At 63.5% G+C, this 22,688-nt stretch carries 22 protein-coding genes; 7 read left to right on the top strand and 15 right to left on the bottom strand.

Features of this window, described 5'->3' with window-relative positions:
• Positions 1-47: 47 nt before the first annotated feature.
• Together IFT47_RS05145 and ppnN are read right to left on the bottom strand one after the other, a co-directional pair.
• Positions 48-641 (bottom strand): GNAT family N-acetyltransferase, encoded by a 594-nt coding sequence (locus tag IFT47_RS05145; protein ID WP_192171931.1) that lies wholly within the window; start codon positions 639-641, stop codon positions 48-50.
• Positions 642-897: 256 nt separating this feature from the next.
• Positions 898-2,271, bottom strand: a complete 1,374-nt coding sequence (gene ppnN, locus IFT47_RS05140; protein ID WP_172612611.1) for a nucleotide 5'-monophosphate nucleosidase PpnN — start codon at positions 2,269-2,271, stop codon at positions 898-900.
• A gap of 200 nt (positions 2,272-2,471) precedes the next feature.
• Here ppnN and IFT47_RS05135 point away from each other — a divergent pair, with 200 nt between their 5' ends.
• Both IFT47_RS05135 and IFT47_RS05130 read left to right on the top strand, forming a co-directional pair.
• Entirely contained in the window at positions 2,472-2,999 is a 528-nt protein-coding gene (locus IFT47_RS05135; protein ID WP_192172278.1) for a sterol desaturase family protein, read from the top strand.
• A gap of 130 nt (positions 3,000-3,129) precedes the next feature.
• Entirely contained in the window at positions 3,130-3,849 is a 720-nt protein-coding gene (locus IFT47_RS05130; protein ID WP_192171930.1) for a dienelactone hydrolase family protein, read from the top strand.
• A 21-nt stretch (positions 3,850-3,870) separates the two neighbouring features.
• Here IFT47_RS05130 and IFT47_RS05125 read toward each other — a convergent pair whose 3' ends face one another.
• The 5 genes from IFT47_RS05125 to IFT47_RS05105 all read right to left on the bottom strand — a co-directional run bounded on the left by IFT47_RS05125 (position 3,871) and on the right by IFT47_RS05105 (position 8,890).
• On the bottom strand, positions 3,871-4,590 hold the full coding sequence (locus IFT47_RS05125) for an SDR family oxidoreductase (RefSeq protein ID WP_192171929.1): 720 nt from the start codon (positions 4,588-4,590) through the stop codon (positions 3,871-3,873).
• 23 nt (positions 4,591-4,613) lie between these two features.
• A complete protein-coding gene (locus IFT47_RS05120; protein ID WP_192171928.1) occupies positions 4,614-5,594 on the bottom strand; it encodes a sugar-binding domain-containing protein in 981 nt (326 codons plus the stop codon).
• A 36-nt stretch (positions 5,595-5,630) separates the two neighbouring features.
• On the bottom strand, positions 5,631-6,497 hold the full coding sequence (locus IFT47_RS05115; RefSeq protein WP_192171927.1) for a carbohydrate ABC transporter permease: 867 nt from the start codon (positions 6,495-6,497) through the stop codon (positions 5,631-5,633).
• Position 6,498: 1 nt separating this feature from the next.
• Positions 6,499-7,404: a carbohydrate ABC transporter permease gene (locus tag IFT47_RS05110; RefSeq protein WP_192171926.1), complete on the bottom strand. Its 906-nt coding sequence runs from the start codon at positions 7,402-7,404 to the stop codon at positions 6,499-6,501.
• 154 nt (positions 7,405-7,558) lie between these two features.
• Positions 7,559-8,890, bottom strand: a complete 1,332-nt coding sequence (locus tag IFT47_RS05105) for an ABC transporter substrate-binding protein (RefSeq protein WP_192171925.1) — start codon at positions 8,888-8,890, stop codon at positions 7,559-7,561.
• Positions 8,891-9,112: 222 nt separating this feature from the next.
• Between IFT47_RS05105 and IFT47_RS05100 the strand changes: the two genes are divergently transcribed.
• Together IFT47_RS05100 and IFT47_RS05095 are read left to right on the top strand one after the other, a co-directional pair.
• Positions 9,113-10,264 carry an ABC transporter ATP-binding protein gene (locus IFT47_RS05100; RefSeq protein ID WP_192171924.1) on the top strand — a complete coding sequence of 384 codons (1,152 nt, stop codon included), beginning with the start codon at positions 9,113-9,115 and terminating at the stop codon, positions 10,262-10,264.
• Positions 10,265-10,411: 147 nt separating this feature from the next.
• Positions 10,412-11,011 (top strand): hypothetical protein, encoded by a 600-nt coding sequence (locus tag IFT47_RS05095; RefSeq protein ID WP_192171923.1) that lies wholly within the window; start codon positions 10,412-10,414, stop codon positions 11,009-11,011.
• Positions 11,012-11,054: 43 nt separating this feature from the next.
• On the opposite strand, the gene IFT47_RS05090 is transcribed toward IFT47_RS05095, so the two are convergent.
• Complete coding sequence (locus IFT47_RS05090) at positions 11,055-11,852, bottom strand: CAP domain-containing protein (protein ID WP_407073224.1); 798 nt, start codon at positions 11,850-11,852, stop codon at positions 11,055-11,057.
• A gap of 322 nt (positions 11,853-12,174) precedes the next feature.
• Between IFT47_RS05090 and IFT47_RS05085 the strand changes: the two genes are divergently transcribed.
• On the top strand, positions 12,175-12,711 hold the full coding sequence (locus tag IFT47_RS05085) for a GNAT family N-acetyltransferase (protein WP_192171921.1): 537 nt from the start codon (positions 12,175-12,177) through the stop codon (positions 12,709-12,711).
• A gap of 161 nt (positions 12,712-12,872) precedes the next feature.
• Here the strand turns inward: IFT47_RS05085 and IFT47_RS05080 are convergent, their stop codons facing one another.
• From IFT47_RS05080 to IFT47_RS05050, 7 genes are read right to left on the bottom strand one after another with little or no spacing between them, the layout of a single operon-like run.
• A complete protein-coding gene (locus IFT47_RS05080; RefSeq protein ID WP_192171920.1) occupies positions 12,873-13,925 on the bottom strand; it encodes an ABC transporter substrate-binding protein in 1,053 nt (350 codons plus the stop codon).
• A complete protein-coding gene (locus tag IFT47_RS05075; RefSeq protein ID WP_192171919.1) occupies positions 13,922-15,118 on the bottom strand; it encodes an NAD(P)/FAD-dependent oxidoreductase in 1,197 nt (398 codons plus the stop codon). The genes IFT47_RS05080 and IFT47_RS05075 overlap by 4 nt, the downstream gene beginning before the upstream one ends.
• Entirely contained in the window at positions 15,115-16,491 is a 1,377-nt protein-coding gene (locus IFT47_RS05070; protein WP_244655880.1) for an FAD/NAD(P)-dependent oxidoreductase, read from the bottom strand. Before IFT47_RS05070 ends, IFT47_RS05075 begins: the two co-directional genes overlap by 4 nt.
• On the bottom strand, positions 16,488-16,778 hold the full coding sequence (locus tag IFT47_RS05065; RefSeq protein WP_192171918.1) for a (2Fe-2S)-binding protein: 291 nt from the start codon (positions 16,776-16,778) through the stop codon (positions 16,488-16,490). Before IFT47_RS05065 ends, IFT47_RS05070 begins: the two co-directional genes overlap by 4 nt.
• Before the next feature lie 43 nt (positions 16,779-16,821).
• Entirely contained in the window at positions 16,822-17,616 is a 795-nt protein-coding gene (locus IFT47_RS05060) for an ABC transporter permease (protein ID WP_037010374.1), read from the bottom strand.
• 3 nt (positions 17,617-17,619) lie between these two features.
• A complete protein-coding gene (locus tag IFT47_RS05055; RefSeq protein ID WP_192171917.1) occupies positions 17,620-18,483 on the bottom strand; it encodes an ABC transporter permease in 864 nt (287 codons plus the stop codon).
• The gene (locus IFT47_RS05050; RefSeq protein WP_192171916.1) at positions 18,480-19,508 is read right to left on the bottom strand and encodes an ABC transporter ATP-binding protein; all 1,029 of its coding nucleotides are present in this window, start codon (positions 19,506-19,508) and stop codon (positions 18,480-18,482) included. Before IFT47_RS05050 ends, IFT47_RS05055 begins: the two co-directional genes overlap by 4 nt.
• Before the next feature lie 246 nt (positions 19,509-19,754).
• On the opposite strand from IFT47_RS05050, the gene IFT47_RS05045 reads away from it, so the two are divergent.
• Both IFT47_RS05045 and IFT47_RS05040 read left to right on the top strand, forming a co-directional pair.
• The gene (locus IFT47_RS05045; protein WP_192171915.1) at positions 19,755-20,591 is read left to right on the top strand and encodes an IclR family transcriptional regulator; all 837 of its coding nucleotides are present in this window, start codon (positions 19,755-19,757) and stop codon (positions 20,589-20,591) included.
• Between the two features lie 265 nt (positions 20,592-20,856).
• Entirely contained in the window at positions 20,857-22,476 is a 1,620-nt protein-coding gene (locus IFT47_RS05040; RefSeq protein ID WP_192171914.1) for a methyl-accepting chemotaxis protein, read from the top strand.
• Positions 22,477-22,688 lie beyond the last annotated feature (212 nt).

Here is a 22,688-nt window from a genome sequence, read left to right as displayed (position 1 = left end):
GGGTGAGTGGCGTCAGGCAGGCAGGTGGTTCCCGATTTACGAAAAGATCAGGCAGGTCCGTCAGAGGGCTTGCGCCGGGGGCGGGAAATCACCGATTCGATGTTCTTGCGCCCGATCAGCAACGGGCTTTTGGCTTTGCGTGAGGCCGGCATGTCCGCCAGCCATTTGTACATCACCAGACAATCCACCAGCCCGAGCCGGGCATGGCGGTAAGCGCGGGGCAGACGGCCGACGATCTCAAAACCGAGTTTCTGCCAGAGCGCGACGGCGACGTCGTTGGTGGCGACCACGGAGTTGAACTGCATGGCCGAGAAGCCGCTGTCCAGTGCCAGTTGCTGGGAGTGCTCGCACATCAGGCGCGCGACGCCACGACCGCGCGCGGCCGGAGTGACCATGTAGCCGCAGTTGCTGACATGGCTGCCGGGGCCGGCCGCGTTGGCCTTGAGGTAATAGCTGCCCAGCAATATGCCGTCTTCTTCGGCGATCAGCGTGTGCAGCGGGTATTCCAGCCACAGGTGCCGGGCTTGCTCGACGCTCAGGTCGGGGGCGTAGGCGTAGGTTTCCTGCGCCAGAACGACAGCCTGAAAGGTGGGCCAGAAGAGCGCGAAGTCATCGGCGGTCATGGGGCGGATGTGGATCATGGGTGGGTTCCGGAATTTCGGGGAGATGCAGGTGTGGAAATAAGTCTTCCAGGCACAACGGTGTTCTGCAGCGAACGAAATACCTGTGGGAGCGACCGGGGTGGCGCTCCACCTTGCTCGCGAAGGCGGCTACACAGCCGCCAGAGATGAGTTGGCTGAGCGGGCCTCTTCGCGAGCAAGCTCGCCCCACAGGAACTGCGTTTATTCCAGACAGCGTGGCAGATCGCCGGATGTCAGAGAGCTCGCGTCAACTGAGTCAGGACACCACTCGATAACACGGCACATACGCCGCGCCGCCCGGCAGTTTCATCCGGTGCTGCTCGACGAAGGCCTGCAACAGCTTGTCCAGCGGCTGCATCACTTCCGCGTCGCCGTGGATTTCGTACGGGCCGTGTTCCTCGATCAGGCGAATGCCCTTGTCCTTGACGTTGCCCGCCACGATCCCGGAAAACGCCCGGCGCAGGTTGGCCGCCAGTTCGTGGGGCGGCAGGTCGCGGCGCAGTTGCAGGCTGGCCATGTTGGCGTGGGTCGGGTCGAACGGACGCTGGAAGCTCTCTTCGATCTTCAGCAGCCAGTTGAAGTGGAACGCGTCGGCGCGGTCGCGGCGGAACTGGCGCACCGACGCAAGGCCCAGGGTCATTTGCCGCGCCACTTCAGACGGGTCGTCGATGATGATCTGGTAATGCTTGTGCGCGGCGTCGCCCAGTGTCGCGCCGACGAACGCGTGCAGCTGCTCCAGATACGGCGCCGTGCTTTTCGGGCCGGTGAGAATGACCGGGAACGGCAGGTCCTGGTTGTCCGGGTGCATGAGGATGCCGAGCAGGTAGAGGAATTCCTCTGCCGTGCCGGCGCCGCCCGGGAAAATGATGATGCCGTGGCCGACACGGACGAAGGCTTCCAGGCGCTTTTCGATGTCCGGCAGGATCACCAGCTCGTTGACGATCGGGTTCGGCGCTTCGGCCGCGATGATGCCCGGCTCGGTCAGGCCCAGGTAACGGCCGCCGGTGATGCGTTGCTTGGCGTGGGCAATGGTCGCGCCCTTCATCGGGCCTTTCATCACGCCAGGGCCACAGCCGGTGCAGATGTCCAGCTTGCGCAGGCCCAGCTCATGGCCGACTTTCTTGGTGTATTTGTATTCTTCGGTGTTGATCGAGTGGCCGCCCCAGCACACCACCATCTTCGGTTCGACGCCGGGGCGCAGGGTGCGGGCGTTGCGCAGCAGGTGGAAAACGTAATCGGTGATGCCCTGGGAGCTGCTCAGGTCGATGCGCTGGCTGTCGAGCTCGCTCTCGGTGTAGACGATGTCGCGCAGGGCGCTGAACAGCATTTCCCGGGTGCTGGCGATCATCTCGCCGTCGACGAAGGCGTCGGCCGGGGCGTTCAGCAGTTCGAGGCGCACGCCACGGTCCTGCTGGTGGATGCGCACTTCGAAGTCCTGGTAGGCCTCGAGGATGGTTTTGGCGTTATCGACATGGGCGCCGGTGTTGAGAATGGCCAGGGCGCACTGGCGGAAAAGGGTATAGATGCTGCCGGAGCCTGCGGCGCTGAGTTGCTGGACTTCACGTTGCGAGAGTGTTTCCAGGCTGCCCTTGGGGCTGACCGAAGCGTTGATGACGTGTCTTGGAGCCATGCTTGATTCCTTGAAAGCGGTGCCGGCCGCCGCGAGGGGGCAGGGCACGAATACAGTGAACGTCCGGGACGCTCACCCATGGGGCCATTTTTTACATCGGTTGGTCAGGAAAGCAAACGTTGTGAGCGCGAATCTGGAAATTTCCCGTGACCCCGGTATGCTGCACGTCGACGTCCAGACCCATCGGCCTTCCCGACGCTATGATCTTCAACTTCACGATTTTTCTCCTCACCCTTGCCGCCATGGAAGGGGTCGGGTTTCTCGCGCACAAGTACGTCATGCACGGCTGGGGCTGGTTCCTGCACAAGTCCCACCACGAAGAACAGCTCGGCGCCTTTGAAACCAACGACCTCTATCTGCTGGCCCTGGGCATGCTGGCGGTCGCGCTGATCGTTGCCGGCAACCACGGCCATGACCCGCTGCAATGGGTGGGCGCCGGGGTTGCAGCGTTCGGCCTGATCTACGTGCTGGTTCACGACGGCATGGTCCATCGCCATTGGCCGGCACGCCCACGGCCGCGCAGTCGCTACCTCAAACGCCTCTACCACGCGCACTTGATGCACCACGCGGTGAAAGGCCGACGCAACAGCGTGTCGTTCGGCTTTCTCTACGCGCCTTCGGCGGCCACCCTGAAAAAGCAGTTGCGCGAGCATCGATCGGCCCCACGTGACGAGCGTCGTCGAGACATGACCGGCGCTGCCATGGGCACGGATCTGCAAAACGGTTGAACGGGGTTCACGCCGAACCTGTCAGTAATTTCACGTGGGTCACGCTGTTCACCGTCGTGTTGCTGCCGTAGAACTGACGGTCAGTCGTCTTACGCTGTTAATCCAACTGAATTTCTATCCGGAGAACCCCATGACTCAAGCATCGACACAGGCAACGGGCAAGACCATCACGTTCAAACGTCCGGACGGCAAAGAGTTGAGTGGCTACCTGGCCAGCCCGGCCAAGACCGAAGGCGCACCCGCCGTGGTGGTGATTCAGGAATGGTGGGGCCTCAACGACCAGATCCGTGGCGTGGCCGATCGTCTTGCGGCGTCCGGTTATCTGGCGCTGGTGCCGGATCTGTACCGTGGCGAAATGACGGTCGAGGAAGAAGAAGCCCATCACCTCATGGACAAACTCGACTTCGCCGATGCCGCCACCCAGGACATCCGCGGCGCCGTGCAATACCTCAAGGGACACAGCCAGAAGGTCGGCGTCACCGGCTTCTGCATGGGCGGCGCGCTGACTCTACTGGCACTCAACTTCATCCCCGAGCTGTCCGCCGGCGTGGTCTTCTACGGCATGCCGCCGCTGGAATTCCTCGACCCTGCGGCGATCAAGGTGCCGGTGCAGGCGCACTGGGGCACTCAGGATGAATTCTTCCCGGCGGACGGCGTCGATCAGCTGGAAGCCAAACTCAGCGAAGGCGGCGTCGACCTGGAATTCCACCGCTACCTGGCCCACCACGCCTTCGCCAACGAAGAAGCCGTCGGCCCTGGCCGGATTCCGGGCACGCAATACGATCCGGTCTGGGCGCAACTGGCCATGGACCGCGCGCTGACGTTCTTCGGCCGCACCTTGTGGGGCTGAGTCTGGCCTTGGGCGCGGGCATCAACCCGCGCTGAAACCGCCGTCCACGGTCAGGGTCACGCCGTTGATCATGCCGGCGTCGTCGCTGAGTAAAAAGGCGATGGTCGCGGCGATTTCCCCGGGCTGAACGAAGCGGCCCAGGGGAATCCGCGACAGCATCGCGCCGGCCTTGACCGGGTCGCTCCAGGCCTTGTCTGCCATCGGCGTCAGTGTCACCACCGGATTCACACTGTTGACCCGAATGCCGTAGGGGCCTAGCTCAACGGCCATCACTCGGGTCATGGCATCCAGCGCCGCTTTCGACGCGCAATACGCCAGATGATCCCGGGTGCCCACCGCTGCCGCCAGGCTTGAGACGTTAACGATGGCGCCCGGCACGCCGCGAGCGATCAGGTCGCGGGCGACAATTTGCGCCACGACCATGGGAGCCCGGGTGTTGACCGCCATCAGGTGGTCGAAAGTCTCGACCGACGTGTCGAGAAACGACTCCAGCTCGACCACCCCCGCACAGTTGACCAACAAGTCGATGGGCAGCACCGAGGCCACGGCTGCGCGGGTGGCGCTGACGTCAGCGAGGTCCGCCACCGCTGAGTGCGCGCAATAGGCCAGATCCTCCGGATTGCGTCCCATGGCGATCACCTCTGCACCGCAGCGCTTCAGCCACTGCACGGTTTCCCGGCCAATACCCTTGCCTGCGCCAGTGACCAGAATCCGCTTGCCGCCAAAGTCGTGATGGGCCATCGCGATCGCTCCAGAAGGGGGATTTATTCGTCCTGATCGAGCAGTTGCCGCGCCGCGCTTTCGTCGATGACCAGTTCGTGGACGAAATTGCGCAGCAGCACTGCGCGAATGATGTCGGCCTTGTACGGCCCGCCGGAGACCAGCACGACCTTCTTGATCCGTCGCAGGTCTTCGAGGTACAGGGAGACGGCGCGGCGGTTCAGCGGGTGATTGACTTCGATGCCGTCGCGGTCCAGCCAGCGGCCGAGCAGATCGCCCACGGCACCGGCGGCACGCAGTGAGCGCGCGTCCTCATCGTCGACCAGCCCCAGTTCCAGCATCAGCGAACGCTCGCTCAAATCACCGACGGTGAGCAAGGCCAGGTCGGCCTGCCGCGCCTTGCCGAGCACGGCCTGCACCGAGGCTTCTTCGAGGTACATGTCGCGGTATTGCTCCGAAGGTGCGAACACCGGCGCGGCGAGGTAGTACCAGGAGCCGCCGAACAGCCCGGCAAAACTCGAGGCGATTTCCACCGTGTTGTTGGCCGAGCCGTAATGCAGGCCGCCGAGCAGCGACAGCACGGTCAGGTTCGGCAGCGCCCGCGCCGACAGTTCGCGCACCGCCTGGCGCAGGGTGCGGCCCCAACCCACGGCGACGATGCTGCCGTCGGTGAGGTATTCCTCGATGCTCGGCGCAATGCCGACGCCCAGCACGCGGAAGATGCTCGACGGATCGTCGGGCGAGGGCACGACGGTGACGCGGCGCAGGCCGAAGCGGTCCTGCAGACGCTCTTCCAGTTCGATGCAGGCCGCCAGCGGCGAGGTGATGCGAATCTGCACCACGCCGGTTTCGCGGCAGGTCGCCAGGGCCTTGTTGACCCGAACGCGGGTGATGCCCAGCCGGTCGGCGATCTGCTGCTGGGTCATGCTGTTGACGTAATAGGACCAGGCGATGCGGATATTGAGCTGATCCTCGGCGTTCACCGGTTCGGTGGCGAAGGGGGTGTCCGGGTAAAGGTTCTGCACGGCGGTGTCCTTACTGTGGCCGGTAAAGCGGGGAGTCTATTTCACGGCGCCCATGGTCAGCCCTTGTACCAGATGCCTGGATACCATCAACGCGAAAATGATCACCGGGAACACGATCAGCGTGCCGGTGGCCATGATCTCGCCCCAGGGCAAGTCGTAGCCGCTCATGAAACTGGTGGCGGTCACCGGCGCGGTGCGGGCCGTGTTGCGCGTCAGCACCAGGGCATAGAGCAGCTCGTTCCAGGAAAAGATGAACGAGAAGATCGCCGACACCGCCACCCCCGGCATCGCCAGGGGCAGGGCGATGCGCCAGAAGATGGTGAAGCGTGACGCGCCCGACAGCCGCGCGGCTTCGTCCAGATCCTTCGGCACGCCGCGAAACTGGTCCGTGCAGATCCACACGACGATGGGCAGGTTGAAGGTCAGGTAGATCAGGATCAGCACCAGATGGGTGTCGATCAGGCCCATGTTGCGCGCCATCAGAAAGATCGGCAGTGCCACGACGATGGGGCTGAGCATGCGGTTGGTGATGAACCAGAACCACAGGTCTTCCTTGCCCTTGAATTCGAACCGCGCCAGGGCGTAAGCCGCCGGCGTACCGAGGCCGACGGCGAGCACCGTGGTGCAGACCGCGACGATCAGCGAGTTGCCGAGGCTGTGCAGCACATCGCGCTCGAACAGCACTTTTACGTAGTTATCCAGGTGCGGTGTGAAGGCCCAGATCGGTGGCGAGGCGAGGGCTTCGGCCTGGGTCTTGAGGCTGGTGGCGACCATCCAGTAGAACGGAAACACCGCGAACAGGAAGATCGCCAGAAGACCGACCAGATGCCAGGCATTGACGCTCGCCCGTGGGCGAACCCGGGCGGGGGTGGCCGGGTTTTTCGCAGTCGCAACGGTGGCCATGTCAGATCTCCCGGTAAACGAATTTGATGTAAAGACGGGCCAGCACGATGGTCAGGATCAGCATGAGGATCGCCTGCGCCGACGCGACGCCCTGATCGAACACCCGAAAGCCGATGCGCTGGATGTACACGCTGACCAGTTCGGTGGCCGCACCCGGCCCGCCGCGGGTCATGGTGAACACGGTGTCGAACATCTTGAGGATGTCAGCGGTGCGCAGAATCAGAATCACCGTCGCGCTGGGCAGCAGAAACGGCAACTGCACGTAGCGCACGATCTGCCAGCGGCTGCGGGTTTCCAGGCGCGCAGCCTCTTCGATTTCATTGGGCACCATGGTCAGCCCGGCCAGCAGTACCAGCGCGCAGAAGGGCGTCCATTGCCAGATGTCCATCAGCGCCACGGCAATGAACGCGTTGGTGGTGTCGCCCAGCCATTCGACCGGCCCGGCATTGACCACTGAGAGCAGGGCGTTGGCCACGCCGAAATCGCGGTTGAAGATCAGCCGGCCGATCAGCCCGGCCACGGCGGGCGCGGTGGCCAGCGGGATGACCAGGCTCATGCGCGCCAGCAGTTTGAAACCGGACAGGCCGGGCTTGTGCAGCAGCAGCGCGATGATCAGCCCAAGTGCCAGCTGGATTGGCACCACGGTGATCAGAAACAGCCCGGTTCGGCCCAGTGCGGCCCAGAACGAAGCGTCGTTGAGCACGTTGAGGTAGTTGTCGAAGCCGATGAAAGGCGTCGCGTCTTTTGGCCGGGCCAGGTTGTACTGGCGGAACGAGTTGACCAGCGCGAACACCGTCGGAAAGATGCCGATCAGCGCCAGGGCAACGGTGGCCGGCGCGAGAAAGGCAAGGGCCGCGCGGGTATTGTTCCACAGGGTCGGGAAGGGTGGTTTTTTCTTGTTCGGCATGTGTTGGATCTCGAAGGTGCGGCCTCTCACGGCATTACGCTGAACCCCTGTGGGAGTCAGCTTGCTGGTGAATACGCTGTGCCATTCACCGCAGAGGTGTCAGACATTTTCCATTCGCCAGCAAACCGGCTCCTACGGGAGTGTGGTCAAACCGTCACTTCAGCAATTTGACCTTGCCGTCGTAATACCCTGCCTTCTTCAGGATCTCCTCCATCCTGCTGCCAATCGCCTTGGCCCCGGCCTCCACGCTGGTTTTGCCGAGCATGATCGCCGTGCCGTTTTCGCCGACCACTTCGGAAATCTCCGGCCATTGCGGGAAGCGGGGGCGGTAATCAGGCACGCCGCCTTCCCACGAGGTCACCATCGGCTGCACAAACGGGTATTTCTTCTGCACGTCGGCGTCCTTGTACACCGACATCCGCCCGCTCACGCCACCGGCGTCCAGGTACGGCTTGGCCATGGCTTCGGAGGTGACCCACTGAATGAACAGCCACGCCGCGGCTTTCTGCTTGTCGTCGGACTTGGCGTTTACCCCCAGGGAGAACCCGCCCAGGGCCGGCTTCAGACCGGCCGGGCCTTTGGGCTCGGTGGCCACGGCCAGGCAGTCGGTGATCCTGGATTTGGTCGGGTCGGCCAGGGTGCCGTAGAACGCCGACCATTCGGTGATCATCGCCACTTTGCCTTGGGCGAGGGCGTTGACCGCTTCGTTGTGGTCGTAATCGACGATGCCCGGCGGCATGTATTTCATCAGGTCCTGACGAAATTGCAGCCCTTGCTGGGACGCCTTGGAATTGAGGTTGGATTTGAATTTATCGTCCAGCAGTGAGCCACCGAACGGCCAGAGGAAACGCATGAAGCTGTCCGCCGATTGCGTTTCACCGCGCCGCGACTGCAGGGCGTAGGCGTAGCGATCCTTGGTCTTGTCGGTGAGTTTGGGCGCGTAGTCCTTGAGCAACTCGTCCCACGTGGCCGGCGGTTTGTCGAAGCCGGCTTCTTTCAGCATGCACTTGTTGTAGAACAGCAGCCCGGAGTAGTTATCGAAGGGCAGGCCGTAGGTCTGTTTGTCCCAGCTGCCGAACGACTCCAGCAGGATCGGGAAGAAGCCTTCCAGCTTGAGGTCCGGGTCGGCGAGCTTCGCGTCCTGGGTGAACGTGGTGACCGGTTCAAGCCAGCCGTTGCCGGCGAATTCGCCGATCCACACCACGTCCGTCAGCACGACGTCGAGCTGCTCGCCGGACGTGAAGCTCAGCACCTCGCGTTCGCGGCTATTCTCGTAGGGGATGGTTTCGTAGCTGACCTTGATGCCGGTTTTCTTTTCGAACTCCGGCAGCAGTTTGATGGCGGCGTAACCGGGACGGTCGAGGAAAATCGCCTTGATTTCGGTGCCCTTGTACGGCGCGGCGGCCTCTTCCAGCGTCCAGGCCTGTGCGGCGCCGGAACCCAGCGCAATCGACAGGGCGAGGGCATTCCAAACCAGCTTCTTCATTTACGTGACCTCATTATTGTTGTGGGTGAGGGTTACGCGGGGACATGTATTCAACGGTGCATATAGGTGGATCTACGGGGCAGTTGATCCGGTTCGGGCGAGTTCCTTGACATTTGTAATTTACGAATTACAAATGATCGTAGGACAAAATGCATTGCTGTCAAATCAGCGCGCCGTTGCCGTGAAAAATGCCCAAACAACAATAATTCAGGGGATACGATTTTGACTGAGCTCAGTTTGAGTGGCGTCGAGAAGGCCTATGGCGAGATCAAGGTCTTGCATGACATCCACCTGAGTATCGAGAGCCGCGAGTTCGTGGTGTTCGTCGGGCCTTCGGGGTGCGGCAAGTCAACCCTGCTGCGCTGTATCGCGGGCCTGGAGAGCATCACCCAGGGTCAGATTCGCATCGGCGCTCGCGATGTGACCTACCTGGAGCCGGCCGATCGCGGCGTGGCCATGGTGTTCCAGTCCTACGCGCTGTACCCGCACATGTCGGTCTACGACAACATCGCCTTCGGGCTGAAGATGCAAAAGACCCCCAAAGACCAGATCGAAGCCAAGGTGCGCAACGCCGCGCGCATCCTGCAGCTCGAACCGCTGCTCGACCGCAAGCCCAAGGCATTGTCTGGCGGCCAGCGTCAGCGCGTCGCCATTGGCCGGGCCATCGTCCATGAGCCGGAAGTCTTTCTGTTTGACGAACCCCTTTCCAACCTAGATGCCTCCCTGCGCGTGCAGATGCGTATCGAGATCGCCAAGCTTCATGCCGACCTCCAGGCAACCATGGTTTACGTCACCCATGACCAGGTCGAAGCCATGACCCTGGCCGACAAAATCGTTGTGCTCAACAAGGGTTGTATCGAACAGGTGGGTTCGCCTCTGGAGCTGTATCACCATCCGCGCAACCGTTTCGTTGCCGGCTTTATCGGCTCGCCGCAGATGAGTTTTCTACCGGTCACGGCGGTGGCCGTCAGTGTCGAAGGCGTCCAGGTCAGCCTGCCGGGTGGCGCGCTGTTGTGGGTTCCGGTGACGGGCGAGCAGGTGAAAGCGGGCGACCCGTTGACCCTGGGCCTGCGGCCCGAGCATCTGTCGGATCGGGGCGAGGGCGATGCGCAAATTCCGGTAAAAACCCTGATGGTCGAGCATCTGGGAGGGGAGACGTTTACCCACGCGCAGACCGACGATGGCCATGATCTGATGGTCAAGGGCGAGGGAATGTCGGCGGTCAAGGCGGGGCAATTGCTGCGCGTCGGTGTGCAGGGCCACCGTTGCCATCTGTTCGATGAACAGGGTGAGGCACTGGCGCACCGGCGGCATTACACCGAGGCGAACGTGAGTGACGGGCAGGTTCCCGCGTCGGCGATTCAGGCGGGATAATCGGCCTGTGCGTTGATCAGGGCGCCTTGGGACGCCCGTTCCAGGGCCCTCGCGGTGTTTTTTTCATTCAAGAGAAATGTGTCAGCGCCGATACAGCCCCGGGCCCGATCCGTTTTCGGGCCGGATATTTTTCCCAAGGAGCTGTAAATGCGCATTACCCACATTCTGGCGTTGGTTGGCACACTGGTGCTGACCGGCTGTTCGTCCATGATGAAACCTGCCGACAACCCAGTCATCGAAGCCAGCCCTCAGGACGGCGCACAGGTCGTCTTCATGCGCAGCGCGTTCATGGCCAAGGCCATTGATGCGTCCGTGTATGACGTGACCGGCGGCAAGACCCAGTTCATCGGCATTCTGGCCAACGGCACCAAGGTGGCGTACCCGACGACGCCGGGCCACCACACCTTCATGGTGGTCTCCGAAGCGGCGGACTTCCTGGAAGCCGACCTGGCCCCGGGCAAGACCTACTATTCGATGGTCATCCCGCGCATGGGCATGTGGAAAGCACGCTTCTCGCCATGGCCGGTCGCCCGCGATCCGAAAGCGGAATACAGCTCGCAGTCCAGCGATTTCAAGGACTGGATCGCCGACACCAAGCTGATGACCAACTCGCCTAAATCCCTGAGCTGGTTCGAGAGCAACAAGACCTCGGTCGAGTCGAAGCGGGTTGAATACTGGCCGGTCTGGCAGAAGAAAAGCGCGGCGGACGTTGAACTGCGCACGTTGCACGCCGCTGACGGCCTCTGATCGCAGAGCCGCTTGCTAAGGCGGCTCGCACTAGCGACCCGCGTTACTGCACCCCGAACAGCGCCGTCCAGTAAATGCCGGCGTCGCTCTTCGGGTCGGTGGCGTAGGCAGCGCCGAGGTCATGAAACTGCGGGTTCATGAGGTTGGCGCAGTGGCCGGGGCTGGCGAGCCAGCCTTCGACCACCTTGCGCGCATTGTCCTGCCCGGCGGCAATGTTCTCGCCGATCTGCTGGCCGATATACCCGGCCAGCTCCGCACGGTCCCCCGGCGTCCCGCCGTTGCGACCCTTGTGATCAAAATAGTTGTTGTTGGCCATGGAGCGCGAGTGGCTTTCGGCTGCGCTCATCAACGTGTCGTTCCACACCAGCGGGGCAGCAGCGGAAAACGACTGAGTGCCGCATTGCTGTGGTTGCTTGCGCGCTTCATTGATCAGCCCCAGCAGTTTCTGGCCCTCGGCCTGCGCGTTACCCAGTCCGCCCGCCAGCAGTGGACGCGCCAGCACGATGCGCCAGTCTCTGTCGTTGCGGCTGACGCCGATGTCGACGAACTGCGGATTGAGCACCACCTGACAAAAACTTTCCTGAATCGCCGCCATGGCCGCTTGCGCGTCGCGCGGGCCCGAGAGGGTGATGGCCTGGACGCTGACCATCGGATACGACGCCCGGGCCAGCATCGGCTGCAGATCCACCGTGCCACTGGCGGGCAGGTTCAGGCGCGGGTCGCTGTTCAGCGGCGGCAGCTCGGTCGACGCCACATTGGCGCAGGGCTGGGCCTGGCTGCGATAGGTATTGATTGACTGGATCAGTTGCGTTTCTTCGCTGGCGACGGCCGTCCCTGCCATCAGCAGCGCCAGGGGCACAACAGCGAGACACTGGATGAATGATCTGAAACGCATGGAAATCTCCCTCGAACTGACGCGCCCACGGTGCGCGATTTTACCTGTCGCGAAATAGTCTGAGCCGCACAAACCGTGGAGGTTGCAGCGATGAGCAGGGTTTTTGCAATAGCTGGCGTGAAAACCCAGTGTTTTGCCGTCAGGTGCACGTTGATGCATGAACTAACGGGTACGACGGGAGAGGGCGTTGGTTGATTCTGCGCCCCGGCGATAGTCGTCACGCGGGCTGGGACCCATAATCAGCGCTCGACCCTGCAGTGTGACTTCGATGACCACGACCATTCAGCGACTGACCCCGGAATATGCCTCGGCTTACCGAGCCCTGATGCTTGAAGCCTATGCCCTGCATCCTGATGCGTTCACGTCCGACGTCGGTGAGCGCGAAGCCTTGCCGATCAGTTGGTGGGAGAAACGGCTCGTGGTCGGGCCTGAGGCGACAGAGGTGGTGTTCGGCGCTGTTGAAGCAGGGAGACTGCTGGGGGTTGCCGGCCTTTCCATTGAAACCAGAAAGAAAGCTCGCCACAAATCCACGCTGTTCGGGATGTACGTTCCCCACGCCCATCGGGGAAAAGGCATCGGACATGACCTGGTTGGCAGGGTGTTGGCCTATGCGCGGAGCCTGCCGCAGCTGTTGCTCGTCCAGTTGACGGTGACCGACGGCAACCGCGGCGCGCAGGGCTTGTATGAGCGGATGGGATTTGAGGCGTTCGGGGTCGAGCCGTATGCGGTGGCGGTGGGTGAGCGGTATGTCTCGAAGGTGCATATGTGGTGTGATTTGCGGCGTTCCGGGTCTGAGACCGGCTAAAGCCGGTCCCACTATGGGATCGCGGTCGATTTCCTACTATCGGATCGCGGTCGATTAGTGGGACTGGCTTTAGCCGGGAATAGGCCAGTGTGTACGCCATCCATTTTGCGGTATGGCCTCCGACGTCTTCCCGGCTGAAGCCGGTCCCGCATAAAGAGCACCTACCGCTCGATCGAGCGGCTCCAGCGGGCGTTCCATTCCGGGCGGACCTGGTTGACCTGATCCCAATCAATGGTCACGGCGGTTTCCAGGTATTTGTTCATGGCTTCCACCTGGCCACGGGTCTTGTCGGTGGTCGGGGTTTTCGGGTTGGACGGGATCTGGTCGCCCATCTCCAGGGCCGGCGCCTGGGCTTCCGGGGTCAGCAGGAACGCCGCAAGCTTCTGCGCCAGTTCCGGCTGGTCGTTGTTGGCGATGGTGCATTCGGCCACGTTCAAGACCACGCCGCCTTCCTTCGGCGGCGCGTATTCCACCGGCACGCCCTTGAGCTTGAGCGCGGTCACCTGGGTCGGCGTCAGCGGGAACAGCGCCGCTTCGCCGGTCTGAACCATCTCCGAGATCTTCGCCGAGCTGGCGATGTACTCCAGCACGTTCGGGCCCACCGTCTTCGGCCATGCCTTGAAACCCGGCTCGACGTTGGTTTCGTTGCCACCCTGCAGCCGGTTGAACATCAGAAAACCGTGCAGCCCGAAAGTGGAGGAGGCCAGCGACTGAAACACCAGCTTCTCCTTGTATTTAGGGTCCGCCATGTCGGCCCAGGACGTCGGCGCGCTCCAGCCGTTGTCCTTGAACATCTTGGTGTTGTACGCCAGCCCGGTGACACCCAGGCTCACGGCCACCGCTTCTTCCTTGATCTTGCCCTTGGCCGGAATGTCCGCCAGGCTCGCGCTCGGGTTCAGCTTGCCGCACAGACCCATGGAAATGGCCCGGTACATGATGCCGTCGTCGAGGAACATCACGTGCATTTGCGGGTTGTCCTTGCTGGCCTGGGCCTTGGCGAGGATGTCCGAGGACGTGCCCGGCACGATCACCACCTTGACGTTGTTGGCCTTCTCGAACGCGGGCAGCACATTGTCGGCGTACAAGCGCTCCATGGTGCCGCCGTTCATGCCCAGGTACAGCGTCGGTTCGGCCTGTGCGGGCATCGAAGCAAGCAACACGGCAAGCGGCAGGCAAGACAAGCAGGTTATGGCAACACGTTTCATGTGAGTCATGGGTTCGACCTTCCTCTGAGCAATGGAATGACGTTATCGGTGCCGGACGGCACGACGATGGCGGGCGATGAAGTGTGCGGTTGCGATTGAAAGCGTGTGATCGAGAACGGGCTCAGCTCGATGTTCGACGCCCCGACGCAGACTATCTGCGCCAAGGCCTCGCCCGCCGCCGGGCCAATCTGAAAGCCCGATCCGGCGAATCCGAAGCCGTGCAGCAGACCGGGTTGGGTCGAACTGGCCCCCAGCACCGGTTCGCGGTCGGGCAGATACCCTTCGGTGCCGCTCCAGGTGCGAATGGCCTGAGCACCGGCCAGCGGCGGATACAGTTGAACGGCGTTGCGCAGGATCTCCAGAATCGCCGCCTGACCCGGCCGCGCGGTGGCCGGGTCCAGCGGAAATCCCTGACCGCCGCCCAGCACGCAATTACCCCGCGCCACCTGTCGCGCATAGATCCCGCCGCCCTCAACGCCGGTGCTGACGTCCATGAACATCGGCAGCGGTTCGGTCACCAGCATCGCCGGGTGGCCCGCGCGCATCGGCACCGGCTCGCCGAACTGCTGCGCCAGTTGAGCCGCCCAGGCACCGGCGCAATTGAGCAGCCACGGGGCGCGAAAGCTTAGACCGCTGGCGGTCCTCACCCGAAAAGACTGCCCGTCATGGCTGACCTCGCTGACTTGGGCCTGCTCGAACGTCTGCGCACCGGCGCGGCGTGCGGCAGCGGCAAACGCGGGGGAGACGAGGCGCGGATTGGCATGGCCGTCCTCGGCGCACAACGAAGCGCCCACCGCCACATCGCCCGCCCAGGGGAAGCGCGCGCGCAACTGGCCGTGATCGAGCAACTGCAGCTCCATTCCGAACCCGCGCGACGCCTCTTCATACGCAACCAGCGCGGCCATGTCCTTGTCACTGCGGGCCAGCTTGAGATGCCCGGAGCGCACGTATTCGCCGTCAGTGCCGATGAATGCGCGCAGGTCCCCCCAGATTTCGTGGGCGCGCCGGGACAGCGGCAGCTGCGACAACGGCCGGCCCTGACGGCGCACGCCGCCATAATTGACGCCGCTTGAGTGAGAGCCGAAAAAGTCCCGCTCCAGCAGCGCCACGCGTTTGCCGCTCAGGGCGAGAAACAGCGCCGCCGAGGCGCCGACGATCCCGCCGCCAATAATCACCGCATCCACTTCAACGGGCTGGCTCATTGTTCTGCCTCCACGCCAAACGGCAGCGGCTTGATAGGCGCCTGCCCGCGCAATCGTCCGACGCTGGCGATGTCGCGCCCCGACGCCTGAGCGACGATTTCCGTCGCGGCCAGTCCACACATGCGCCCCTGGCAGCGGCCCATGCCGACCCGGCACATGGCCTTGACCCGGTTGATCTCCCAGTGACCCTCGGCCACGGTCTGACGGATGTCGCCAGCGCTGACTTCCTCGCAGCGACACACCGTCAGGCTGTCCGGCGCCTTGGCCGCCCAGTCTTCGGGGAAGGGGAACGCCGTTTCCAGTCCCTGGCGAAACCGCTGGATGGTTTCCAGTTGCCGCTGCAATTCGATGCTGCGGGCGCGGTCGATGCGGTAACCGATGTCGCCGAGCAAGGTCAGCGCCGCCAGCTCGCCGGCCATTTCCGCAGCGTCGGCGCCCATGATCCCGGCCCCATCCCCGGCCAGATAAACCCCCTCGACGCTGCTGCGGCCGGCGGCGTCGCGGGTGGGCAGCCAGGCGCGATTCAACGGACTCCAGGCGAATTCGCAGCCGAGTAGATCGGCCAGTTGGGTTTCGCTGCGCAGGGCATGGGCGAAGGCGACGGCGTCACAGGCGAGGTTTTTCCGCTGATTGCCCTGTTGCCAGCTGACCCCGCTGACCCGCCGCTCGCCCTGAATGTCGTGCAGATTAACGCCCTGATGCACCGGGATTCCGTGGGCCGTCAGCCAGGCGCGGTAATAAAGCCCTTTGGCCAGCGTCGACGGTTGCCCGAGCAGCGCGGGCAGGGCGCGGGTCTGAGCGGAAAAGGGCGAGCTGTCGAGCACCGCCGCCACCGTCGCACCGGCCTTGGCGTACTGATACGCCACCAGATACAACAGTGGCCCGCTGCCAGCAAAGACCACGCGGTGACCGATGGCGCAACCCTGAAACTTCAGCGCGATCTGCGCTGCGCCGAGGCTGTAGACGCCGGGTAGGGTCCAGCCCGGCACCGGCAAGATGCGGTCGGTGGCGCCGGTGGCCACGATCAAATGCTTGAACGGCACCTGCGCCGTGCGGCCATTGCGCAGGGTGTCGAGGGTGCGTGCTTCGGCGTTCCACACTAGCGTCTCGGGGCGGTAGTCGATTTCGGTCTGCAACTGATCGAGGGTGGCGTGAACCGACACGGCTTTGCCTGCTTCGAAACCGTACAGCGCCTTGGCCGAGCGCTTGAAGTTCTCCGGCTGGCGACGATAGACCTGACCGCCGCCACGCAGGCTTTCATCCAGCAGACAAGGGCGCAGGCCGTGGGCGAGCAGTGTCTGCGCGGCGCGAATTCCGGCCGGCCCGGCGCCGACGATGACGGTGTTCATGGCCTGAAGGGTTGGCGCACTCATTGGTTGCGCCCCGGTTCACGACTCACGCACACGCCGGCTTCCAGCAGCGTCGAGCAAGCCCGCACCCGTCGGCCGTCGCCCAGTTTCACCCAGCAGTCCTGGCACGCGCCCATCAGGCAGAAACCGGCGCGCGGTTCGCCGCTGAAGTCGCTGCCGCGTAATGAATCCTCAGCCGTCAGCACCGCCGTGAGCAAGGTATCGCCCTGCAAACCACTGGCCGGCTGGCCGTCGAGGGTGAAGGCGACCACGGCGCGGTCGCGTTCGGCCAGTCGTTTCAGCAATGCCATGGCGCGCGCTCCCTGAGACAGATGTCAATGGATGAAAGAGTCATCAGTGCCTCCCCACCAGCACACGGTCGAGCCCATACACCCGATCGAGGATGATCATGGTCGCCGCCGTCAGCGCAATCACCAGCGCGGACACGGCCGCCATCATCGGGTCGATGGATTCGGTGGCGTACACGTACATGCGCACCGGCAGGGTTTGGGTCGAGGGCGAGGTGACGAAGATCGACAGCGTGACCTCGTCAAAGCTGTTGATGAACGCCAGCAGCCAGCCACCGGCCACGCCGGGCAGGATCATCGGCAGAGTGATCAGGCGAAACAGCGTGAAGCGGCTGGCACCGAGGGATTCGGCAGCCTGCTCGGCGCTGCGGTCCATGCCGATGGAGGCGGCGATCACCAGGCGCAGCACGTACGGCGTGATCACCACCACGTGGGCGAACATTAGCCAGACGAAACTGCCGTTGACCCCCATCAGCGCGAACAGACGCAGCATCGCCACCCCCAGCACCAGATGGGGAATGATGATCGGCGACAGGAACAGGCCGTTGAGAAAGTCGCGGCCGGGAAAGCGGTAGCGGGTGATCGCCAAGGCCGCCGGCACGGCAATCAACGTCGCCAGAGTGGCCGCGACCACCGCGAGAATGAGGCTGTTGTAGAACGACTGAATGAAGTCGGCGCGCTCGAATACCGCCCTGAACCAGCGCAGGGAAAAACCGTGCCACGGCAGACTGAGGGTGTTTTCCGGGGTGAAGGCCACCAGGCAGACCACCACCAGCGGCGCCAGCATGAACACCACCACCAGGGCATGAAACGACAGGGCCAGAGGACCGTTCTTGGACATCGCTCATTCCCCCAGGGATTTTTTGTAGCGGCCTTCAACCAGCCGGTTCCACGACAGCATGACCAGCAGGTTGATCAGCAGCAGCGCCACGGCAATCGCCGCGCCCATGGGCCAGTTGAGTTCCGAGAGGTATTGGTCGTAGACGACCGTGGCGACCATCTTCAGCCGCCTCCCGCCGAGCAATCCCGGGATGGCAAACGAACTGGCGGACAGGCCGAAGACGATCAGCGTCCCCGACAGCACGCCGGGCATCACCTGGGGCAACACCACCATGCGCATCACTTGCGCCTGGGTGGCGCCGAGGGACAGCGCGGCCTGTTCGGCGGAGGCATCGAGTTTCTGCAGCGAGGTCCACACCGGGATGATCATGAACGGCAGCATCACGTGGACCAGCGCCAGAATCACTGCGAACGGCGTGTACAGCATCTTGATCGGACGCCCGCCGAGGGCCTGGATCGCCTGATTGATCAAGCCGTCGGCGCCCAGCAACAGGCTCCAGCCAAACGCCCGCACCACCACCGAAATCAGCAGCGGCGTGAGAATCAGTATCAGGAAAATCGACCGCCACGGGGTGCCCATGCGGCTGAGGATGTAGGCCTCGGGCACGCCGATGACCACACAGAGCAGGGTCACCAGGGCGCTGATCCAGAAGGTGCGCAGGAAGATCTCGTAGAAGTACGAATCGGTGAGCAGATTGGCGTACTGGGCCAGGGTCCATTCACCGCCCTTGACCCCGACTTCGTAGTCGAACACGTTGAACGACAGTACCAGCGTCAAGGCCAATGGCAGCACCAGCAGGCCGAAGAACAGCGCCAGGGCCGGGGCCGACAGCAGATACCCGCGTCCGGTGTCGCGCAGCACACTCATGCCGGCACCTCGTCGACGCTCAACACCCGCAGCAGGTCCGACGGCCAGTCCAGCCCCACCGCGAAACCTTCGTTCATCGGCGCGTCCCCATCGTTGCGGCGCACCACGGTGATTTCGCCGATGGGCGTTTCGATCCGGTACAGCCACTGGCTGCCAAGGAAGTAGCGCATGACCACGCGACCTTGCAGGCGACCGGTCCCGGCAGGCACCAGATCAATTTTCTCCGGGCGCAGGCTCAACACCAGTTCGCCGTCGCCGGGCTGATGACGGACCTGGGCCGCGCCGCTGGCATCGCGATCGCCGCGCAGCAGATTGGCCTTGCCGACGAAGCCGGAGATGAAACGCGTGCGCGGGTGTTCGTAGAGGGTGTAGGGCTCGTCGATCTGGGTGATGCGCCCGGCCTGCATGACCACGACGCGGTCGCTGATGGACAGCGCTTCGGCCTGGTCGTGGGTGACCATCAGGGTGGTGATGCCGACTTCGCGCTGGATGCGGCGGATTTCGAACTGCATCTCTTCGCGCAGATTCGCATCGAGGTTGGACAGCGGTTCGTCCAGCAGCAATACCGGCGGCTCGATCACCAGCGCCCGGGCCAGGGCCACGCGCTGACGCTGCCCGCCGGACAGCTCGCGGGGGTAACGTTCGGCATGGGGCGTGAGGCGCACCAGCTCCAGCACCCGGGAGACGCGGCGCTCGATGTCGGCAGCAGAGACTTTGCGCATCTTCAGGCCGAAGGCGACGTTGTCGCGCACGGTCATGTGCGGGAACAGCGCGTAGGACTGGAACACCACACCGAGGCCGCGACTGGCCGGCTTGGCGTGGGTGATGTCGCGGCCATCCAGCAGGATGCGTCCGGCGCTGACATCAACGAAGCCGGCGATCATTTGCAGGGTGGTGGTTTTGCCGCAGCCGGAGGGGCCGAGCAGGGAGACGAATTCGCCTTGCTCCACCGAAAGGTCAGTGGCCACAACGGCATCGATGGGGCCGTAGCGCTTGCACAGTGCCTGGAGTTGAAGAAAAGCCATGGCTGCGTTCCACCTTTTTTCGTGCGCACCGACGGCGCGCGTTTTTTATGGGCAGATGCGAAGAGAAGTGCTGCGTGTGGCCGTGGACGCTGGCGCTCGATCGGTGTCGGCTGCCGCTGTTATTCAAATCGCCCTGTGGACCGATCCTAGGCCCAAGACTAGGATGCGCTCAACGAGCAATTTCATTGAGTGAGTCGTTTTTTTGAATTCATTCATTCAGCGAAAAGAAATGAGGAGTAGAGCGAAATGGATTCCACTGAGCGGAAGAGCGGTGAGAAAGATACGGGCGTTGGCGCGGTCTCTCGCCTGTTTGCCGTGCTGCGGGCGCTGGGCAAGTGTCCCGGTGGCAGTGAGCGCGTGACGCAACTGGCTCAACAGGTCGGCCTGTCGCAGCCGACCACCCACCGCTTGCTACGCAGCCTGATGGACGAAGGCATGGTCGAGCAGGACCTGCGCAGCAAGCGTTACCGCCTGAGCCTGGAATTCTTCGCCCTGGCCGCGCGCGCCGGGCAGTCCGGCAACCTGCGGGACGTGGTGCGGCCGAGCTTGCTGCGCCTGTCGGCCTCGTTGGGGGATTCGTTGTTTCTGCTCGCCCGCAGTGGTTTCGACGCCGTGTGCCTGGACCGCAGCGAAGGGCCGTACCCGATCCGCACCTTCACCGGCGATATCGGCGGCCGCGTGGCGCTGGGCGTGGGGCAGGGCAGCCTGGCGATCCTGGCGTTTCTGCCGGAAGACGAACGCGAGACCGTGATCCGCTACAACCTGCCGCGCCTGCGGGATTTCCATCTGTACGACGAAGTGATGCTGCGCTCGGAAATCGACACAGTGCGGCGTACGGGCTATGCCGCGCGCAACACCGGTGTGCTGGAAGGCATGGCGGGTCTGGCGGTGCCGATCCTCGACCGTGATGGCCGGGCAGTGGCGGCGTTAAGTGTGGCGACCATCAGCGACCGCCTCAGTGCCGACCGCATGCCCACGGTGATGGACATGCTCAAGCGCGAGGCCGCGGCGATCAGCCAGAAAATCAACCCCTTCGACCCGGTGTTGCGCAGACCCTCCCAGGTGTTCGGTCAGCGCGAGTGATTGCTGGCTGGTACGCACTCATCTGAATCCCGTTCAGCACGTCTCGACCACCGTTTGACTGGGCTGCAGCCCTTGCCGTTGGCGCTTTTCAGCCGTTGGTCGGATCTGCCGAGCCGACCTTCAAGAAGACCTGCGCGGGGTCGAATCACTCTGTGTAGGCGCCTCGTTTTCGGATCGGTCCGACGCGATGGCACAGGGATGTGGCAAGCCGCAAAAACTCCGGGTGATCCTCGGAGCAGGTTGTCCTCCCTTTTGAGATCCTCCTATGTCGAAATCCCTGAGATTGCAGATCCTCGCGCTGCTCAGCGGCAGCCTCGTGCTGGTCGTGCTGATTGCCCTCGCGTGTTTCCAGTTCCTGTCCAGCAACGTGCACGCCTATCGCGGTCTGCTTGAAGGGCCGCTGCACGCCTCGCAACTGGTCGATCAGGCCAACCTGCAATTCAAGGTTCAGGTGCAGGAGTGGAAGAACGTGCTGCTGCGCGGCAAACAGGCGGCCGATCGCGACAAGTTCTGGGCGCAATTCGAAGACCAGGAACGTCAGGTGCAGGACACCCTCGGCAGCCTGAGTGCAATGGACGGGCTGGATCCGGCCACCAAAACCCAGGTCGAGGCGCTGCGCACCGAGCACCGCACGTTGGGTGTGGCTTATCGCAAAGGCCGTGACGCTTACATCGCTGCCGGCGGTGATCCGGTCGCCGGTGACATAGCTGTTAAAGGCGTTGACCGTGCCGCCAGCGAGCAGATGACCGGCCTGGTGAATGGCCTGCGCAAGCAGAGTGACGAGCAGTCGAAAATCCTCAGCAGCACGGCTGACCGGACCATTCTCATCGGCACGCTGGTCATGCTTGCCTCGGCGCTGCTGGTGGGTGTGCTCACCCTGTGGATGGTCAACCGCAACATCGTCGGCCCGATCCGCCTGCTGATCGAATACGTCGCGCAATTGAGTCAGGGCAAATTCAGCGACCGCGTCAACATCACCCGTCAGGATGAACTGGGGCGTCTGGCCGTTGCCGCCAACACGCTGCGGGATTTCCTCGCCGACACCTTCACCCGCCTCAAGCGCAGCACCACTGACCTGGACAGTGCCGGCGGCGAGCTGAAAGCGATTGCCGCGCTGATGGCCCAGGGCACCCACGAGCAGTTCGAGCGCACCGACCAGGTGGCGACGGCGATGACCGAAATGTCCGCCACCGCCCAGGAAGTCGCCCGCCACGCGGCCCAGGCAGCCCAGGCCGCTGACGAAGCGGACCGCAGTTCCCAGGAAGGCAGCAAGGTGATGGGCGCGACCATCACCGCCATCACCCAGATGCGCACCGAGATCAGCAACACCGCCAACGTCATTCGTCGTCTGGAAACCGACAGCGGTCGGATCGGCAAGGTGCTGGAAGTGATTCGCGGCATCGCCGAGCAGACCAACCTGCTGGCGCTGAACGCGGCCATCGAAGCGGCCCGTGCCGGCGATGCCGGGCGCGGTTTTGCGGTGGTCGCCGATGAAGTGCGCACGCTGGCCCAGCGCACGGCGGCGTCGACGGCGGAAATCAACCAGATCATCAGCTCGGTGCAGACCGGCGCGGTCGATGCTGCCCAGGCGATTGAAAGCGGGCAGGCCCGCAGCCAGGAAAGCGTGGATCAGGTGGCGCTGGCAGGCTCTTCGCTGGAACGCATTACCAGCGCCGTGGAAGCCATCCGCGACATGAACCGTCAGATCGCCACGGCGGCGGAAGAGCAGACGTCAGTCGCCGAAGACATCTCCCGCAACCTGACCGAAATCACCGCCATCGCCACCACAAACCAGGACAACGTCCAGCGCACCCAGACCGCGAGCCAGGATCTGCATGTGTTGTCGGTGGGGTTGAATGACGTGATCTCGCGGTTGAGTGCCTAAGCGTCTGGCCTCACATGATGATCGTTCCCACGCTCCGCGTGGGCATGCAGCCCTGGACGCTCCGCGTCCTTGTGGGACCGGCTTCAGCCAGGAAGGCGTCGGGTGTCACACCGCAGAATTGATGGTGTACAAACTGGCCATTCCCGGCTGAAGCCGGTCCCACTGACACGGCGCGGTCACCTGGTAGGACTGGCTTCAGCCGGGAAAGCGTC

The sequence above is a fragment of the Pseudomonas sp. CFBP 13711 genome (genome assembly GCF_014842265.1).
Lineage (GTDB): Bacteria > Pseudomonadota > Gammaproteobacteria > Pseudomonadales > Pseudomonadaceae > Aquipseudomonas.
Note: the sequence above shows the minus strand (reverse complement) of the source record. Positions and strands in the feature narration are given on the sequence as shown.

Bases quoted from the DNA above. Each gene is read 5' to 3' on its own strand.
- IFT47_RS05145 (WP_192171931.1), bottom strand. From the start codon at position 641: ATGATCCACATCCGCCCCATGACCGCCGATGACTTCGCGCTCTTCTGG.
- ppnN (WP_172612611.1), bottom strand. From the start codon at position 2,271: ATGGCTCCAAGACACGTCATCAACGCTTCGGTCAGCCCCAAGGGCAGC.
- IFT47_RS05135 (WP_192172278.1), top strand. From the start codon at position 2,472: ATGATCTTCAACTTCACGATTTTTCTCCTCACCCTTGCCGCCATGGAA.
- IFT47_RS05130 (WP_192171930.1), top strand. From the start codon at position 3,130: ATGACTCAAGCATCGACACAGGCAACGGGCAAGACCATCACGTTCAAA.
- IFT47_RS05125 (WP_192171929.1), bottom strand. From the start codon at position 4,590: ATGGCCCATCACGACTTTGGCGGCAAGCGGATTCTGGTCACTGGCGCA.
- IFT47_RS05115 (WP_192171927.1), bottom strand. From the start codon at position 6,497: ATGGCCACCGTTGCGACTGCGAAAAACCCGGCCACCCCCGCCCGGGTT.
- IFT47_RS05110 (WP_192171926.1), bottom strand. From the start codon at position 7,404: ATGCCGAACAAGAAAAAACCACCCTTCCCGACCCTGTGGAACAATACC.
- IFT47_RS05105 (WP_192171925.1), bottom strand. From the start codon at position 8,890: ATGAAGAAGCTGGTTTGGAATGCCCTCGCCCTGTCGATTGCGCTGGGT.
- IFT47_RS05095 (WP_192171923.1), top strand. From the start codon at position 10,412: ATGCGCATTACCCACATTCTGGCGTTGGTTGGCACACTGGTGCTGACC.
- IFT47_RS05090 (WP_407073224.1), bottom strand. From the start codon at position 11,852: ATGGCAGGGACGGCCGTCGCCAGCGAAGAAACGCAACTGATCCAGTCA.
- IFT47_RS05085 (WP_192171921.1), top strand. From the start codon at position 12,175: ATGACCACGACCATTCAGCGACTGACCCCGGAATATGCCTCGGCTTAC.
- IFT47_RS05080 (WP_192171920.1), bottom strand. From the start codon at position 13,925: ATGACTCACATGAAACGTGTTGCCATAACCTGCTTGTCTTGCCTGCCG.
- IFT47_RS05075 (WP_192171919.1), bottom strand. From the start codon at position 15,118: ATGAGCCAGCCCGTTGAAGTGGATGCGGTGATTATTGGCGGCGGGATC.
- IFT47_RS05070 (WP_244655880.1), bottom strand. From the start codon at position 16,491: ATGAGTGCGCCAACCCTTCAGGCCATGAACACCGTCATCGTCGGCGCC.
- IFT47_RS05065 (WP_192171918.1), bottom strand. From the start codon at position 16,778: ATGGCATTGCTGAAACGACTGGCCGAACGCGACCGCGCCGTGGTCGCC.
- IFT47_RS05060 (WP_037010374.1), bottom strand. From the start codon at position 17,616: ATGTCCAAGAACGGTCCTCTGGCCCTGTCGTTTCATGCCCTGGTGGTG.
- IFT47_RS05055 (WP_192171917.1), bottom strand. From the start codon at position 18,483: ATGAGTGTGCTGCGCGACACCGGACGCGGGTATCTGCTGTCGGCCCCG.
- IFT47_RS05050 (WP_192171916.1), bottom strand. From the start codon at position 19,508: ATGGCTTTTCTTCAACTCCAGGCACTGTGCAAGCGCTACGGCCCCATC.
- IFT47_RS05045 (WP_192171915.1), top strand. From the start codon at position 19,755: ATGGATTCCACTGAGCGGAAGAGCGGTGAGAAAGATACGGGCGTTGGC.
- IFT47_RS05040 (WP_192171914.1), top strand. From the start codon at position 20,857: ATGTCGAAATCCCTGAGATTGCAGATCCTCGCGCTGCTCAGCGGCAGC.